A 13,924-nucleotide genomic window follows, 5' to 3' on the forward strand; every position below is an offset into this window, starting at 1 on the left:
CCGGATCGGGCCCGGTCTCCTGATGAGTGGAACAGCGGTTTCAGTACTCGATCGCGATCTCGTCGCTGACCGGTTCGGCCTGGCACGCCAGGACGTAACCCTCGGCGAGATCGTCCTCGGTGAGAATCTCGTTGCGCGCCAAGTTCACCTTGCCCTCCGTCAGCGAGCACACGCACGCGCTGCAGGCGCCTTCGCGGCACGAGTACGGCGCGTCGACGCCCGCGGCCAACAGCGCGTCGAGGAGTTTCGCCCCGGCTTTCCACGGGACGACGTGGTCCTCGCCGTCGAGCGAGACCCGCACGGTGCACGCGACCTCGCCGGTCCCGGATGCCGCTGGCGCGAACGGATCTTGCTGCAGGGAAAGAAACCGTTCCGAGTGCACCCCGGCCATTCCGACGCTCGCGGCGACCTCCGCGGCCACGTCCATGAGCGGCTCCGGCCCGCAGAGATAGAGGTCGCGGTCGGCGAACGGACGCAGCAAGACTGTCAGCAGGTTCCGACTGGGATAGCCTTGCAGTGATTCCAGCAGGTGTATCACCGTGAAGCGATCGGGAAACTTGCTCTCGAGGGCGGCCAGTTCGGCAGCGAAGATCACCGACGCTTCGTCGCGGTTCGCGTAAAGCAGCACGACTTCCCCGCTGCCGCCGAACAGGATCGACTTCGCGATGGCGATCACCGGAGTGATCCCGCTGCCGCCCGCGAGCAGCACCACGGACTGGTCCAGCGAGGCGGGCGTGAAGGTCCCCGCCGGCGGGAGCACGTCCAGCTCAGCGCCCGCGGTGACGGTGTCGCACAGCCAGTTGGACCCGTGCCCGCCCCGCACCCGTTTGACGGTGAACTTCATCGCCTCGTCGCAGTGCGGCGAACTCGACAGCGAGTAGCAGCGGGCGGAACCCGTTCCGGCGTCCGGGACCCGCACGGTCAGGAACTGCCCGGCGCGGTAGCCGAACGCGGGCCCGCCGGCCGGCTCCACGACGAACGAGCGCGCGTCGGCGGTCTCCTCCACGACGGCGGTCACCCGGACCCGTTTCCTGCGGCCGGTACTCGTTTCGGCGGACATCCACCCTCCTGGTCGTCGTCCCTCGCCCCGCCGGACGGGGCCTGCGCACGGTACGGCCGCGCCCGCCCGCCGGATCGCGGTCGTTTCGCTGACTGGGAGACGAGTCGCGAAAGATCTTGTGCGGCAGGCGCTTCCGCCCAGGTCAACGACATAATTCGGCGCGGCTTCCCACCAAGCGGTTGCTCGGGCTCGCTCCCGGCCCCGGCTGTGCTTGCATCCCCGCATGCTGACCACCGACAAGATCACCCGCACCGTCGCGGAGTACGCGCGCAGGCTCGAAGCAGGCGACCCGGCGCGGATCGCCGCCCTTTACGCCGAGGACGCCACCGTCGAGGACCCCGCGGGCAGCGCCGTCCGCAAGGGCCGGGAAGCCATCGCCGCGTTCTACAGCGAACTCGAAGGCCTCGCCCTCACCGCCGAGCTGCTGACCGTCCGGGCCGCCGGCGACACCGCCGCCTTCCACCTGCGCGTGATCACCACGACCGAGGAGTTCGTGAGCGCGATCGAGCCGATCGACGTCATGACGTTCGACGAGCGCGGCCGGATCACGAGCATGCGCGCGATCTGGAGCCCGGCCGACGTAGTGCACCAGCGGCGTTCCAGTCAGTGAACTGTGACCGGGTTCATGGCCCTGGCGCTTGTTAGAACCGGAACGCACCGGACCGACAGCTCCCCACCAACCCTTCCCAGGAGAGCGCGATGACTTCTCTGCATCAGGACGAGATCCGCCGGATCGAAGCGGATTCCGCCCCCGCCCGCTTCGCCCGCGGCTGGCATTGCCTCGGTCTCGTCCGCGATTTCGCCGACGGGAAACCGCATACCGTGCACGCCTTCGGCACGAAACTCGTGGTGTTCCGCGGGGCGAACGGTAAGATCAATATCCTCGATTCCTACTGTCGGCACCTCGGCGGCGACCTGTCCCAGGGCGAGGTCAAGGGCGACGAGATCGCCTGCCCGTTCCACGACTGGCGCTGGGGCGGCGACGGCCGGTGCAAGCAGATCCCGTACAGCAAACGCGTCCCGATGCTCGCGCGCACGCAGGCGTGGACGACCTTGGAGCAGGACGGTCTGCTGTTCGTCTGGAACGACCCGGAAGGCACGAAGCCGACCGACGAGGTCGCCATCCCCCGTATCGAGGGCGCGGAAAGCGACGAGTGGACCGATTGGCACTGGTACACGACCGTCGTCAACACCAACTGCCGCGAGATCATCGACAACGTCGTGGACATGGCGCATTTCTTTTACGTGCACGGATCGCTGCCGACGTACTTCAAGAACGTCTTCGAGGGCCACGTCGCGACCCAGTACATGAACGGAGACTCCCGCGACGACTACCCCGCGCCCGAAGGGCAGCCGAAAATGCTCGGCAGCACCTCCGTCGCGTCGTATTACGGCCCGTCGTTCATGATCGACGACCTGACGTATCACTACGAATTCGGCGACCACCACACGGTTCTGCTCAACTGCCACTACCCGATCACGGCGGATTCGTTCGTGCTGCAGTACGGGATCATCGTCAAGAAATCGGCCACCCTGCCCGAGGACGCGGCGATGCGCTCGGCGATCGCGCTCGGCGACTACATCAAGGTCGGCTTCGAGCAGGACGTCGAGATCTGGAAGAACAAGGCCCGGATCGACAATCCGCTGCTGTGCGAGGAGGACGGGCCGGTGTACCAGCTGCGCCGCTGGTACGAGCAGTTCTACGTCGACGTCGCCGACATCCGCCCGGAGATGGTCGACCGCTTCGAGTACGAACTCGACCTCACCCGGCCGACCCAGGCGTGGCACGACGAGGTGGCCGCCAACATCGCCCGCCAGGCCAAGCCGACGGAGACCGCGCCGTGAGCGAACCGAGGACCGACAACCGGCTCGACGACATGCCGATGCAGCCGCTGCACTGCCAACACTGCGCGGCGCGGCTGCTGGTGCGCAAGAGCACGGTGCACCAGACGAGCCTGCAATGGAATGCCGAGGCGATCGAGGCTTGCGCGGAACTCGGCACGTCGCCGATGCCGGGTCCCGCGCTGGCGGGGTGTTCGAGGCTCAAGGAGTCCCTCGACGCCGAGGTCGCGGCCGGACGGCTGCGGATCGTCCAGACCGTATGACCGCACAGATGCGCCGTGTCCGGTTTCCCCGGGCACGGCGCATCTTGCTGTCCGGAGGCGGTTTACAGCCGAGCTCCGGTGTGCCTACACTCCAAGGTGTCAGATTCTGACAGGTAGTCTCAATCTGACATACGCAGTCTGGAGGTGGTGTTGCAATGGCGCACATCGAGGAAGCCCCCGCGGCGATGATCGACCGCGTCGCGTCGCTGCTGGAGTCCTTCGTGGGCGAACGGCCGCTGACTCTGGCCGAACTCGCCCGGCGCTCGCACGTGCCGCGGTCTTCGGCGCACCGGATCCTGCAGCGGCTGGTCGAACTCGGCTGGGTGGAGCGCAAGGAGTTCACCTACACGCTCGGGGTGCGCATGTTCGAACTCGGCTCGCAGTTCACCCGCCGGCGCACCGTCCCCCGCGCCGCCGTCGCGGTGATGGCTGAGCTGCATCGCCGCAGCGGGCTGACGGTGTACCTCAGCATGCTGGTCGGCGCCGAGATCATGCACCTCGAACGGATCGGCTCGTGGCCGTCCGCCTCCGGGCAGTGGAGCGCGGGCGCCCGACAGCCGGTCACGCTCACCGCGCCGGGCCGGGCGCTGCTCGCCACCCTCTCCCCCGACCACTGGCCCGAGCTGCGTTTCGGCTACGCGCCGACCCAGTACTCCATCCAGACCCGCAGCCAGCTCATGCGCGACCTCGCCCGGGTCCGCGACCGCGGCGGGGTGGCCGTGGACGCGCAGGGCACCCATCACGGCGTGACCGTGGTGGCCGCGCCCATCACGACCATGGACGACGACGGGCACTTCGCGCTGTCGGTGTGCGGGCCGACGCGAGCGCTCGATCTGGTCGCCACGATCACCGAGGTGCGCAATGCCGCGGCGACGGTATGGCGAGTCGCCAACGGCGTGCCTACGCTGCGGCCGCGGGCGGTGCCGGACTTGCCGCCGTCGGGGGTCGAGTTGCAACTGGCCAACGGCGGGTCTGCTTCCGGCTGATCGGCCCTCGCCGGGGAGGGCCGACCCCGCCGGTGCGTCAAGCGGTTTGGCCGCCGTCGATCACGAAATCCTGCCCCGTGCAGTAACTGCTCGCATCACTGGCCAGAAACGCCACCAACGCCGCCACCTCACCCGTCGTGCCGGGACGGCGGATCGGCTGCCCCGCCACCGCGCCGCCGCCTGCGCGGGTCGTTTCCGAGATCATCTGCGTGTCGATCGCGCCCGGGCAGACGCAGTTGACCCGGATGCCGAACTCGCCGAGTTCCTTCGCCGCGGATTTGCTCGCCCCGCGCAGCCCCCATTTCGACGCGCCGTATCCCAGACCGCCCGCGAAACCGGTCAGCGCCGCGGTCGAGGCGACGTTCACGATCGAACCGCCGCGTTCGCGCATCAACGGCAGCACGGCCTGCATCCCGAGGACCGGGCCGATCAAATTGACCCCCAAGGTGTGCGTGAGATGGTCCTCCTCGAAGCTCTCCAACGGTGCCTTGCGGTAGAAACCGGCATTGTTGACAAGGACATCGACCCGGCCGAACTCGGCGCGAGTGCGTTCCATCGCAGCGGCCCAGTTTTCCTTGCTGCGCACGTCCAATCCGACAGCGAGCGTCTCGCCGTCGATCCCGTCCGCGACCGCGGCGACGGCGCTTTCGTCCAGGTCCGCCAGCACGACGCGGGCGCCCAGCCGCGCGGTGGTCCGGGCGTGCTCGGCACCCTGGCCTTGCGCGGCACCGGTGACGAACACGATTTTGTCCCGCAGATCGACGAGTTGATCGGACACGTTTCACTTCCTTCGGTTCGGAGCACTCAGCCGCGCGAAGGTACCTTCGCCGGAAGGGGCCGCAGGGAGCATGCGTCGGCTCAGCGGACACCTGATTTCGCCGTTTGACCGGTGCCGCGCGGGACCGTAAGCTTTCACCAAGCGCTTGCTTTGTGCCGACGGAAGAAGGCTGCCCTTGAAGGATTTCCACGGCAAGCCAGGCGTCGCGGTCGTGACCGGGGGCACCGGAGGGCTGGGCTCCGCGATCTGCCGGACCCTCGCCGCGCGCGGCTCCGCGGTCGCCTTTACCTACCGCAGCGATCACGAAGCAGCCAAGCGGCTAGCCGCCGAACTCGAAGCGACCGCGGATCCCCTGGACCTCACCGATGCCGGGCAGACCAAGGCGTACATCGAGCGTTTCGGAATGATCCACACCGTCGTCCACGCCGCCGGGCCGCTCGTCCCGCAGCAGCATCTGTCCACAGTGGATCCCGCCGATTTCGGCAGGCAGCTCACCGCGGAAGCCGCCGCGTTCTTCAACCTCGTCCATCCGGCACTGCCCGCCCTGCGTGCCAGCAAAGGTTCGATCGTCGCGGTCACCACAGCCGCGACCAAGCGTTACCCAGTCCGCGACGGTCTTTCCGCCGGACCCAAGGGCGCGGTGGAAGCGACCGCCCGGGCACTCGCGGCCGAGGAAGGCCGGTTCGGCGTCCGGGTCAATTGCGTCGGGCCCGGAATGCTGACGGACGGGATGGCCGCGGACCTGATGGCCAACGGAGACCTCGACGACCGTGCGCTCGAAGCGGCCCGGCGCGCCATCCCGTTGCGGATCTTCGGCAACGCGCAGGACATCGCCGAAGCGGTGTGCTTCCTGGCGTCGGACCGCGCCGGGTTCATCAGCGGGCAGAAGCTCGACGTCGACGGCGGATACGGCGTCTGACCGGCAAGAACCCCGGACGCCATCGGCCCGGGGTCCCTGCGCACCTGTCACTTAGCCTTGTTCTTCGTCTCTTTGGCTTTCCCCTTCAGCGAACCCACCGCGTTCCGCGTCGGCGAGTACGTCCCGTACAGCGCGGGGTCCGGCTTCGGCGCGGTGCCGGGGCCGCCGAGCGGTTTCGGGTCGGTGAGGTACTCAATGCCTTCCCCGCCGAAGCTCCAACCCGCCTTCGCGCCGTCCGGGCCGTCGGACAGATGCCACACCGTGTTGTTGTGGTCCTGGTTTTCCTCGTCGAACAACGCGGTCGGCGCGATGTCGCTTTCCAGGCCGTCGGCCTTGAGTTCCTCGATCGCGGCCAGCCATTGCTTCTGGTGCACGGTGTCGCGCGCGAGGTTGAACTGCAGCATCGCCTTCACGCCGGGGTCGTCGGTCATCCGGTACAGCCGCGCGGTCTGCAGCCTGCCCTGCGCCTCGGCCGCCGCGTTGGCGCGGAAGTCGGCGAGAAGATTGCCGGAGGCGACGATGTACTTGCCGTTCCACGGCGTGCCGTTCGAATCGGCGGGCAGCGCGCCGCCGCCGGCCACGATCGCCTGCTGCGGGTCCATCCCGCCGATCACCGCGGCCATCACCGGGTCCTTCACCGCTTCCGCGGTCGCGGTGGCCGGCGCGCCCTCCAGCAGCCGCGCGACCATCGTGGCGAGCATTTCGACGTGCCCGATCTCCTCGGTCGCGGTGTCCATGATCAGGTCCTTGTACTTGCCCTCGATGCGGCAGTTCCAGCCCTGGAACAGGTACTGCATGGTCACCGTCATCTCGCCGTACGCGCCGCCGATCAGCTCCTGGAGCTTGTGCGCGTACACCGGATCCGGCTTCTCGGGCTTCGCCTCGAACTGCAGCAGCTTGGTGTGTCGGAACATCAGCGTCCTCTCCCGGGGATTCGAGCCGGGCGGCGTGCCCGGCGAGTCCGGCAGGAATGCCCGCGATCTTCCGTCCTACACCCGGCATTCCGGGGTCTTTTCAGGGAGTTCGGCGAGGCAACGGCGCGGTGGCGGGCCCTTCGAGAACGGTGCCGTCGACGTCGAATCGCGAACCGTGGCACGGGCAGTCCCAGCTGCGCTCGGCGGCGTTGAACCGCACGAAGCAGCCGAGATGCGTGCAGCGCATGGAAACCGCGTGCAATGTGCCTTCCCGGTCGCGGTAAACGCCTTTGCGACCGTGTCCGTCCGCCAGCACTTTCGCCTGGTCCACGGCGATGTCGTCGGTGCTTTTCGCGTCGGCTTGCGCGAGCCGGTCGCCGACGAAGTCCTTCGCCACCTTCGCGTTCTGCTGCATCAGCTTCGATGCCGACTTCAGCGAAATCCGTTGCGGGGAAAAGAGGTCCCGATGCGGATTGGCCGATCCGGTGATCCCGTCGGCCACCACAGTCGCCGCCGCGGTCCCCATCGCCAGGCCCCATTTTCCGAATCCGGTCTCGACCCACAGCTTCCGTGCGCCCGGGAAGTACGGCCCGGCGATCGGAATGCTGTCGTAGGCCTTCGGGTCCTGCGCGGACCACCGGTGCGTGACCTCGTCGACGTCGAAGTGGCGCGCCGCGAATTCGCCCAGCTCGGTGTACCGCGCGAAGTCGACCGGGTCGCCCGCCGGATGTCCTTGTCCGCCGAGGATCAGCCGGTCTTCGTAGGAGGCGAAAGACCACAATGGACTCCCGGCACTGATCGCCAGCTCCTGCGGCGGCTTGCCGGATTTCAGGGTCGCGGCGACGCAATACGACCGTTGGACCTCCAGCCGCGGGAAGAACAGCCCGCGGTCGAGGATCGGGTAATGCGTTGCGACGACCACGTTTTCGGCGTCGAGCGCACCGTCCTCGGTCGTGATGCGGTACGGCGGTGCGGCGCTGACCTGCCGGACGCGACTGTTCTCGAAGACGCGGCCGCCCTCGGCCTCGACCGCATCGGCGAGCCCGCGCACGTAGTCGGCCGGATGGAGCGCGAGTTGCCCGGGCAGCCGCACCGCGCCGTGCACCGGGACCGGCAGATCGAGCGTGGTCGTCCATTCGACCGGAAGACCCGCCTGCGTCGCGGCCTCATACTCCGCTCGCACGGTGTCCACCTCGTCGGCGTCCATCGCGAACGTCGCGGCGGGCAGCCTCCGCAGGCCGCAGTCAATGGGTTCGGCCAGCTCCGCGACCAGTTCGACCCCGGCCAGCGCCGCCTCGGCGTAGGCCGTCGCGATGGCCGCGTCGTGCTCGCTGAGGAGCGTCGAGTACACAGTGGACTGCAACGCGGTGACCTTCGCGGTGTTGTTGCCGCTGGCCCCCTCCGCGATGCGCCCCGATTCGAGGACGGCCACGTGCACGCCTCGCCGGGCGAGCAACAACGCGGTGGTCATCCCGGCGATGCCGCCGCCGATGACGGCGACCTCGGCGCGTTCCCGCCCGCGCAAGGACGACCGGCCGGTCGCCGACGCGGTCGCGAGCCACAAGGACTGATCTGCGGTGGTGGTCATCAGAGGCTCCTCCGGGTGCCCGTCGGGAGGACGCCGAGCACGATCATCGCCACCGCCAGGCCGAGGTGCAGCCAGTTGTCGGCGGTGTTGACCGGGATGAAGTTCGCTGAACTGCCGTGGTCGATCACCAGCCCATACACCCACAGCGCCAGGTAGACCGCCCCGCCGACGACGAGGAAGTTCCTCGCCCCGGCCGGCGTGCGGGCCAGCGCGAGCCCCGCGGCACCGAAGGCCAGGTGCACGACGTTGTGCAGGATCGACACGCTGAACAGCCCGAGCAGCAGCGCGCCCGAATGGTGCCCGGCACCCGCCAGCTGGTCGTAATGCGTGGTGACGCCCGGGACGAACCCGAGGATGCCCACGAGCAGGAACACCGCCCCCACACCGGCGGCGACGAGCTGGCGCGGCGTGCGCCGCACGACGGCAGTACTCATGACCGGAGCCCTCCCTGAATCCCCCGCACCGGGTCCGGCGCGGAGATATCCGGATAACCGGTGCGGGACCGGGCAAACCTCGACTGCCGGTCGCGCGTCCGGAATCCGGTTTGAAGCCCGCCGCCGCGGGCAACCGCGAGCATGCGGTTACGGCGGAGCGAGCTGTCCTCGCCAGGCATCAAGCGGCAGCGACGCGGCCGCGGCTTCCGGTACCTCGCGCCGGACGGCTCCCCGGTGACCGACTCCGAGGTGCTCGACCGCATCCACGATCTCGTGATCCCGCCCGCGTGGCGGCGGGTGTGGATCTGCCCCCATCCGACCGGGCACATCCAGGCGGTCGGAACCGACGACGCGGGCCGCCGCCAGTACCTCTACCACCCCGAATGGCGTCGAGCGCGCGACGAGGAGAAGCACGACCGGGTGCTCGACCTGGCCGCGGAACTGCCGAACGTCCGCGCCGCCATCCAGGAGGATCTGCGCCGGCGCCACCTCGACCGTCGGCGAGTCTCGGCCGCCGCGCTGCGGATGATCGACCGGGGCGTCTTCCGCAGCGGCGGCGAGGAGTACGCCGAAACCAACGGTTCCCACGGCGCGACCACGCTGCTGCGCGAACACGTGAAAATCAGCGGCGACGAGCTGACCTTCTGCTATCCCGCCAAAAGCGGCCTGGTCCGGTCGCTGAGCATGCGCGACGGCGAACTCGCCGCCGTCCTCAAGTCGCTCCGCCGCTGGCGCACCGGCACCACGCGCCTGTTCGTGTACCGCACCGACGACGGCTGGCACGAACTGCACGCCAGCGACGTCAACGAGCGGTTCAAGGAACTGGCCGGCGAGGAGTTCACGGTGAAGGACCTGCGCACCTGGCACGCGACGGTGCTCGCTGCGGTCTCCCTCGCCGCGCGGGAGCCACCGACGTCCCAGCGCGGCCAGGCGAGGGCCGAGACCGCGGCGATGAAGGAGGTCGCGGAGGAACTCGGCAACACGCCTGCCGTCGCCCGGCGCTCGTACGTCGACCCGCGCGTGCTGCGGGAATTCGAGCGGCACAGCACGATCCACCGCGCAGTGCGGAAGGCCGATGCGGACGGGCTCGCGGAGGAGGAGCTGCGGGAGCGGATCGAGCAGGCAGTGATCCGGCTGCTGCGGCGAGCCTCGTGACGATTCGGGGCTTCAATCATATGTACCGCTAATGGTATGTTGCGCTCATGACTCTAGCCGGAAAGACCGTCCTCATGTCCGGCGGCAGCCGCGGCATCGGCCTGGCCATCGCGACCCGCGCGGCGCGGGACGGGGCGAATGTCGTTCTGCTGGCCAAAACCGCCGAACCGCATCCGAAGCTGGAAGGCACCGTCTACACCGCCGCGAAGGAGATCGAAACCGCCGGCGGGCAGGCACTGCCGATCGTCGGGGACGTGCGCTCCGAGGACGACGTGCTCTCCGCTGCCGAAGCGGCGGCGACGCAGTTCGGCGGCATCGACATCGTCGTGAACAACGCCAGCGCGCTCGACCGGTCCGGCACCGAAGAGCTCTCGATGAAGCGCTACGACCTCATGCAGGACATCAACACGCGAGGCACGTTCCTGCTCAGCAAGGCGGCGATCCCGCACCTGCGCAAGGCCGCGAATCCGCACATCCTGACGCTTTCGCCGCCGCTGAACCTCTCCCCCGCGTGGATCGGCGCGCACCTGGGCTACACGCTCTCCAAGTACGGCATGAGCCTGTGCACCGTGGGCCTCGCGGAGGAACTGAAAGCGGACGGAATCGCTGCGAATTCACTGTGGCCGCGCACCCTCATCGACACCGCAGCGGTGCGCAACATCATCGGCGGCGCAAGCCAAGCGCGCACGCCGGAGATCATCGCCGATGCTGCGTACGCGATCCTCACCCGACCGTCGCGCGAATGCACCGGGAATCTGTTCATCGACGACGAAGTACTCGCCGCCGAAGGCGTAACCGACCTCTCCGGCTATCAGCGCGACGAAGGCGAACTGGCACTGGACATCTTCGTCGACCCGGCCTGATCCCGCATCCGATCGAACTCCCCGGGCAACGTCTCGCCCTCGTTCATTTTCGCCAGCAGCTTGTGCAGCGAATCGTGGGAACGCTGCGGAAGGTCGCTGAGCACGTGCTGGTCGAGGTCGACCAGCAGCTCGTTCGCCTTGCGCAGCGTCTTCCGCCCCGCGTCGCTGAGGTCGACGACGTAGCGCCGCCGGTCTTCGGGGTCTCGGGCGCGGGCGGCGAGCCCGAGGGTCTCGAGGTCGTCCAGGCTGCTGACCATGGTCGCCGGGTCGATGCGCAGGTACGCGCCCAGCGACAGCTGCGACATCGGGCCGTTGTCGGCCAGCGCCTGGAGAACGCTGTAGTGCCGCACCCGCAGGCCCAGCCCGTGCAGCCGGTCCTCGGCGAGCCGGAACACGACCTGGCCGAGTTTGACCAGCAGGCAGCTCGTGTGCTCCCCGATCCCGCCCGGCACCAGCGGACCTGACATCGTTTCCCCTGCCCATCATTAGCGGACCGTACGAATCCGATGATACGGGCCGGTCACGCCCGCAGCCGCACACTGCCGTCCATGGCCGCGAAAGCGCGCCGCACGTGCCCGGGAAGCTCGCCCGGCGCGCAGTCGGGCAGCCACTCGTCCAGCGCGCATCGCCAAGCCGCCACGCAGAACTCGACGAGCAGCCGCAGTTCGAGACGGGAATCGCCGAGCCTGCGCACGATTTCCGCCTCGGTTTCCGCGCAGTGCCGCAGGGTGTGCCCGTTCAGCGCCGGGGATTCGTCGATCAGCCGGAGCGTCGCGGGGAACCGCTCGTACCAGTTCTCGTCCATGCGGCCGAGGGTCGCGAGCATCGCGTCGCGGAAGACGTCGGCGAGCGGGCCGGACTTGGCGGTCTCGTCCAGGACGTCGAGGTAGGCGCTCCAGAGCTCCTTGACCGCGGCGAGCGCGACGTCCTCCTTCGAGCGGAAATTGCGGAAGAACGTCCGGCGCGACACCTCGACCTCGTCGAGCAGCGCGTCGAGCGGCGTGGCGTCGAAACCGCGCTCGCTGAAGATCGCGATCGCGGTTTCCACCAGCGCTTGGCGGGTGCGCTGCTTCTTGCGCTCGCGCAGCGTGAGCGGTCCGGGGTCGGTCATCCGCGGCAGTTTACCCAGCACGCACCGTGGGCGCATATGCTATACAAGAGCAAATGCCACACTGTGGCACATTGACTTCCAGGGGGTTCCCGACCGTGCGTGCACTTGTTGTCGACCACACCGCGCCCGCGCATTTGTCCCTGGCCGAGGTCGCCGACCCGGTCCCCGCGCCCGGCGAGGCGCTGGTCCGGGTCTCCGCGGCGTCGCTCAACTTCGGCGAGGTCAAGGACGCCACCGATCCGTCCGCCGCGAACGGCACCGTGATCGGCTGGGACGCGGCGGGCGTCGTCGTCCAGGCGGCCGCCGACGGTTCCGGCCCCGCTGCCGGGAGGCCGGTCGTCACGCTCGGCACCGCTGGCTGGGCCGAGCTGCGCGCGGTGCCGACGAACCTGATTGGCACCGTTCCGGATGGCGCTGACCTGGGCGCGATCAGCACTCTTCCGGTCGCCGCGCTGAGCGCTTTGCACGTACTGCGCCGGATGGGCCCGGTCCTCGGACGGCGGGTGCTGATCACCGGCGCGTCCGGCGGAGTGGGCCGGTACGCGGTGCAGCTCGCCGCCCGCGCCGGGGCGGAGGTCGTGGCGATCAGCCGGGATCCCGCTCAGGAGAAAGGCCTGCTCGCGCTGGGTGCGGCCGAGGTGCGCACGTCGGTCGCCGACGTCGGCCGGCCGGTGTTCGCGGTGCTGGACAACGTCGGCGGGCCGGATCTCGTGGCCGCCTTCGCCGCGTTGGAGGCGGGCGGCACGCTGATCTCCGTGGGCCGCTCAGCCGAAGCGGACGCGGTGCTGCCGCCGGAGGCCTTCTTGGGCACCGAGGGGCGGCACGACCGGTCGATCCGCACGTTCTTCCTGCTGGCCGATCCCGCGGCCGGCTTCTCCGCCGACCTGACCTGGCTGGCCGCCGAAACCGCCGCCGGACGGCTCGACCCGGGCATCAGCTGGCGCGGGCCGTGGGACCGGTACGCGGAGGCGGTGCAGGCGCTGGTCGGCCGGAGGTTGCACGGAAAGGCGGTACTGGAGATCGGCTGAGCGGACCGGACGCGGCACGCGTTAACCTGGCCTCACCCGACAGCGCGAGAACCACGGAACCCAGGTGAACCAGACCGGAGCACAACCGCCAGCCGGAACGCAGGCCATCCGCCGGGCGCTCGGCATCCTGCGGCTCCTCATGGACGAGGACGGGGAACTCACGCTGTCCGCGATCGCCCGCAAACTGGACCTCACGCCGGGAACGACGCACCGGGTCGTGGGCGCGCTGAGCGCCGACGGGCTCGTCGCGCACAACCCCCGCACCGACAGCTACCACCTCGGCCCCGGCTCGATCCTGCTCGGCCAGGCCGCCCAGCGGGTGCACGGGCTCCAGCTCGCGCTGCCGGTCATCCAGCGGATCAACGCCGACACCGGAGAGTCGGTCAACATCACGATCCGCGAAGGCCACGAATCTGTGGTGCTGCTGCGCGCGCAGTCGACGCTCCCGCTGCGGTTCGAGCAGCACCCCGGCGCGCGTTTCCCGTTGTACGCCACGGCTTCCGGCAAAGCGATGCTCGCCAACTCCCTCGACGCGGAGTCCTACCTCGCGAGCCTCCCGGAGCAGCTGCCCGCGCTGACGCCGCACACCCTCGCCACCCGCGACGACCTCGCCGTGGAGCTGACCGAGACGCGCGATCGCGGGTACAGCATCGACAACGAGGAAAACGTCGCCGGAGTGCGCTGCGTCGGCGCGGGCGTCCTGGACGACCGGGGGCTGGCCCGGGCGGCGGTGGTGATTCAGGTGCCGACCGTCCGGCTGCCCGAGGACCGGATTCCCGAGCTGGGTGCCCTTGCGATCGAGGCGGCCAAGGAGATCGCGCCGTTCCTGCCGCCGGACCGGCTCACTCGCTACTGACGTCGCCAGGCGTACGTGAGGGGAACCCTCAGGGAATCTGATTCCCTCAGGGTTCCCCTCACGTACCTTCGCCCCCGCCAGACTGCGCCCCATCGATAGTCATTCAAGTGCCGACTGTCCGGCTGCC

General features: G+C 69.2%; 16 protein-coding genes. 9 read left to right on the forward strand and 7 right to left on the reverse strand.

Features of this window, described 5'->3' with window-relative positions; all coding sequences use genetic code 11:
• Nucleotides 1–40 precede the first annotated feature (40 nt).
• Nucleotides 41–1,060, reverse strand: a complete 1,020-nt coding sequence (locus PUT80_RS26275) for a 2Fe-2S iron-sulfur cluster-binding protein (protein ID WP_275293831.1) — start codon at nucleotides 1,058–1,060, stop codon at nucleotides 41–43.
• A 223-nt stretch (nucleotides 1,061–1,283) separates the two neighbouring features.
• On the opposite strand from PUT80_RS26275, the gene PUT80_RS26280 reads away from it, so the two are divergent.
• The 4 genes from PUT80_RS26280 to PUT80_RS26295 all read left to right on the forward strand — a co-directional run bounded on the left by PUT80_RS26280 (nucleotide 1,284) and on the right by PUT80_RS26295 (nucleotide 4,151).
• On the forward strand, nucleotides 1,284–1,670 hold the full coding sequence (locus PUT80_RS26280) for a nuclear transport factor 2 family protein (RefSeq protein ID WP_037810752.1): 387 nt from the start codon (nucleotides 1,284–1,286) through the stop codon (nucleotides 1,668–1,670).
• Nucleotides 1,671–1,759: 89 nt separating this feature from the next.
• Nucleotides 1,760–2,905, forward strand: a complete 1,146-nt coding sequence (locus PUT80_RS26285; RefSeq protein WP_037810750.1) for a Rieske 2Fe-2S domain-containing protein — start codon at nucleotides 1,760–1,762, stop codon at nucleotides 2,903–2,905.
• Nucleotides 2,902–3,165, forward strand: a complete 264-nt coding sequence (locus PUT80_RS26290) for a ferredoxin (RefSeq protein WP_275293832.1) — start codon at nucleotides 2,902–2,904, stop codon at nucleotides 3,163–3,165. Before PUT80_RS26285 ends, PUT80_RS26290 begins: the two co-directional genes overlap by 4 nt.
• 155 nt (nucleotides 3,166–3,320) lie before the next feature.
• Nucleotides 3,321–4,151 (forward strand): IclR family transcriptional regulator, encoded by an 831-nt coding sequence (locus tag PUT80_RS26295; RefSeq protein WP_275293833.1) that lies wholly within the window; start codon nucleotides 3,321–3,323, stop codon nucleotides 4,149–4,151.
• 37 nt (nucleotides 4,152–4,188) lie between these two features.
• Here PUT80_RS26295 and PUT80_RS26300 read toward each other — a convergent pair whose 3' ends face one another.
• Nucleotides 4,189–4,929 (reverse strand): SDR family NAD(P)-dependent oxidoreductase, encoded by a 741-nt coding sequence (locus PUT80_RS26300; RefSeq protein WP_037810741.1) that lies wholly within the window; start codon nucleotides 4,927–4,929, stop codon nucleotides 4,189–4,191.
• A 175-nt stretch (nucleotides 4,930–5,104) separates the two neighbouring features.
• Between PUT80_RS26300 and PUT80_RS26305 the strand changes: the two genes are divergently transcribed.
• A complete protein-coding gene (locus tag PUT80_RS26305) occupies nucleotides 5,105–5,848 on the forward strand; it encodes an SDR family oxidoreductase (RefSeq protein WP_275293834.1) in 744 nt (247 codons plus the stop codon).
• A 47-nt stretch (nucleotides 5,849–5,895) separates the two neighbouring features.
• On the opposite strand, the gene PUT80_RS26310 is transcribed toward PUT80_RS26305, so the two are convergent.
• The 3 genes from PUT80_RS26310 to PUT80_RS26320 form a co-directional block, all read right to left on the reverse strand.
• Entirely contained in the window at nucleotides 5,896–6,762 is an 867-nt protein-coding gene (locus tag PUT80_RS26310) for a manganese catalase family protein (RefSeq protein WP_275293835.1), read from the reverse strand.
• A gap of 100 nt (nucleotides 6,763–6,862) precedes the next feature.
• Nucleotides 6,863–8,350 (reverse strand): FAD-dependent oxidoreductase, encoded by a 1,488-nt coding sequence (locus tag PUT80_RS26315; protein WP_275293836.1) that lies wholly within the window; start codon nucleotides 8,348–8,350, stop codon nucleotides 6,863–6,865.
• The gene (locus tag PUT80_RS26320; RefSeq protein WP_275293837.1) at nucleotides 8,350–8,784 is read right to left on the reverse strand and encodes a DUF4383 domain-containing protein; all 435 of its coding nucleotides are present in this window, start codon (nucleotides 8,782–8,784) and stop codon (nucleotides 8,350–8,352) included. Before PUT80_RS26320 ends, PUT80_RS26315 begins: the two co-directional genes overlap by 1 nt.
• A 141-nt stretch (nucleotides 8,785–8,925) precedes the next feature.
• Here PUT80_RS26320 and PUT80_RS26325 point away from each other — a divergent pair, with 141 nt between their 5' ends.
• On the forward strand, nucleotides 8,926–9,939 hold the full coding sequence (locus tag PUT80_RS26325) for a DNA topoisomerase IB (RefSeq protein WP_275293838.1): 1,014 nt from the start codon (nucleotides 8,926–8,928) through the stop codon (nucleotides 9,937–9,939).
• Nucleotides 9,940–9,986: 47 nt separating this feature from the next.
• A complete protein-coding gene (locus PUT80_RS26330; RefSeq protein WP_275293839.1) occupies nucleotides 9,987–10,802 on the forward strand; it encodes an NAD(P)-dependent oxidoreductase in 816 nt (271 codons plus the stop codon).
• On the opposite strand, the gene PUT80_RS26335 is transcribed toward PUT80_RS26330, so the two are convergent.
• Together PUT80_RS26335 and PUT80_RS26340 are read right to left on the reverse strand one after the other, a co-directional pair.
• Nucleotides 10,751–11,269: a MarR family winged helix-turn-helix transcriptional regulator gene (locus PUT80_RS26335; RefSeq protein WP_275293840.1), complete on the reverse strand. Its 519-nt coding sequence runs from the start codon at nucleotides 11,267–11,269 to the stop codon at nucleotides 10,751–10,753. The two genes, PUT80_RS26330 and PUT80_RS26335, sit on opposite strands and share 52 nt — an antisense overlap.
• A gap of 53 nt (nucleotides 11,270–11,322) precedes the next feature.
• Nucleotides 11,323–11,913: a TetR family transcriptional regulator gene (locus PUT80_RS26340; RefSeq protein WP_275293841.1), complete on the reverse strand. Its 591-nt coding sequence runs from the start codon at nucleotides 11,911–11,913 to the stop codon at nucleotides 11,323–11,325.
• A gap of 95 nt (nucleotides 11,914–12,008) precedes the next feature.
• Here PUT80_RS26340 and PUT80_RS26345 point away from each other — a divergent pair, with 95 nt between their 5' ends.
• Both PUT80_RS26345 and PUT80_RS26350 read left to right on the forward strand, forming a co-directional pair.
• Nucleotides 12,009–12,941, forward strand: coding sequence for a zinc-binding dehydrogenase (locus PUT80_RS26345; protein ID WP_275293842.1), 933 nt, complete (start codon nucleotides 12,009–12,011; stop codon nucleotides 12,939–12,941).
• Nucleotides 12,942–13,005: 64 nt separating this feature from the next.
• Complete coding sequence (locus PUT80_RS26350) at nucleotides 13,006–13,797, forward strand: IclR family transcriptional regulator (protein ID WP_275293843.1); 792 nt, start codon at nucleotides 13,006–13,008, stop codon at nucleotides 13,795–13,797.
• Nucleotides 13,798–13,924: the final 127 nt, after the last annotated feature.

This window comes from Amycolatopsis sp. La24 (assembly GCF_029087445.1).
Classification (GTDB): Bacteria; Actinomycetota; Actinomycetes; order Mycobacteriales; family Pseudonocardiaceae; genus Amycolatopsis; species Amycolatopsis nivea.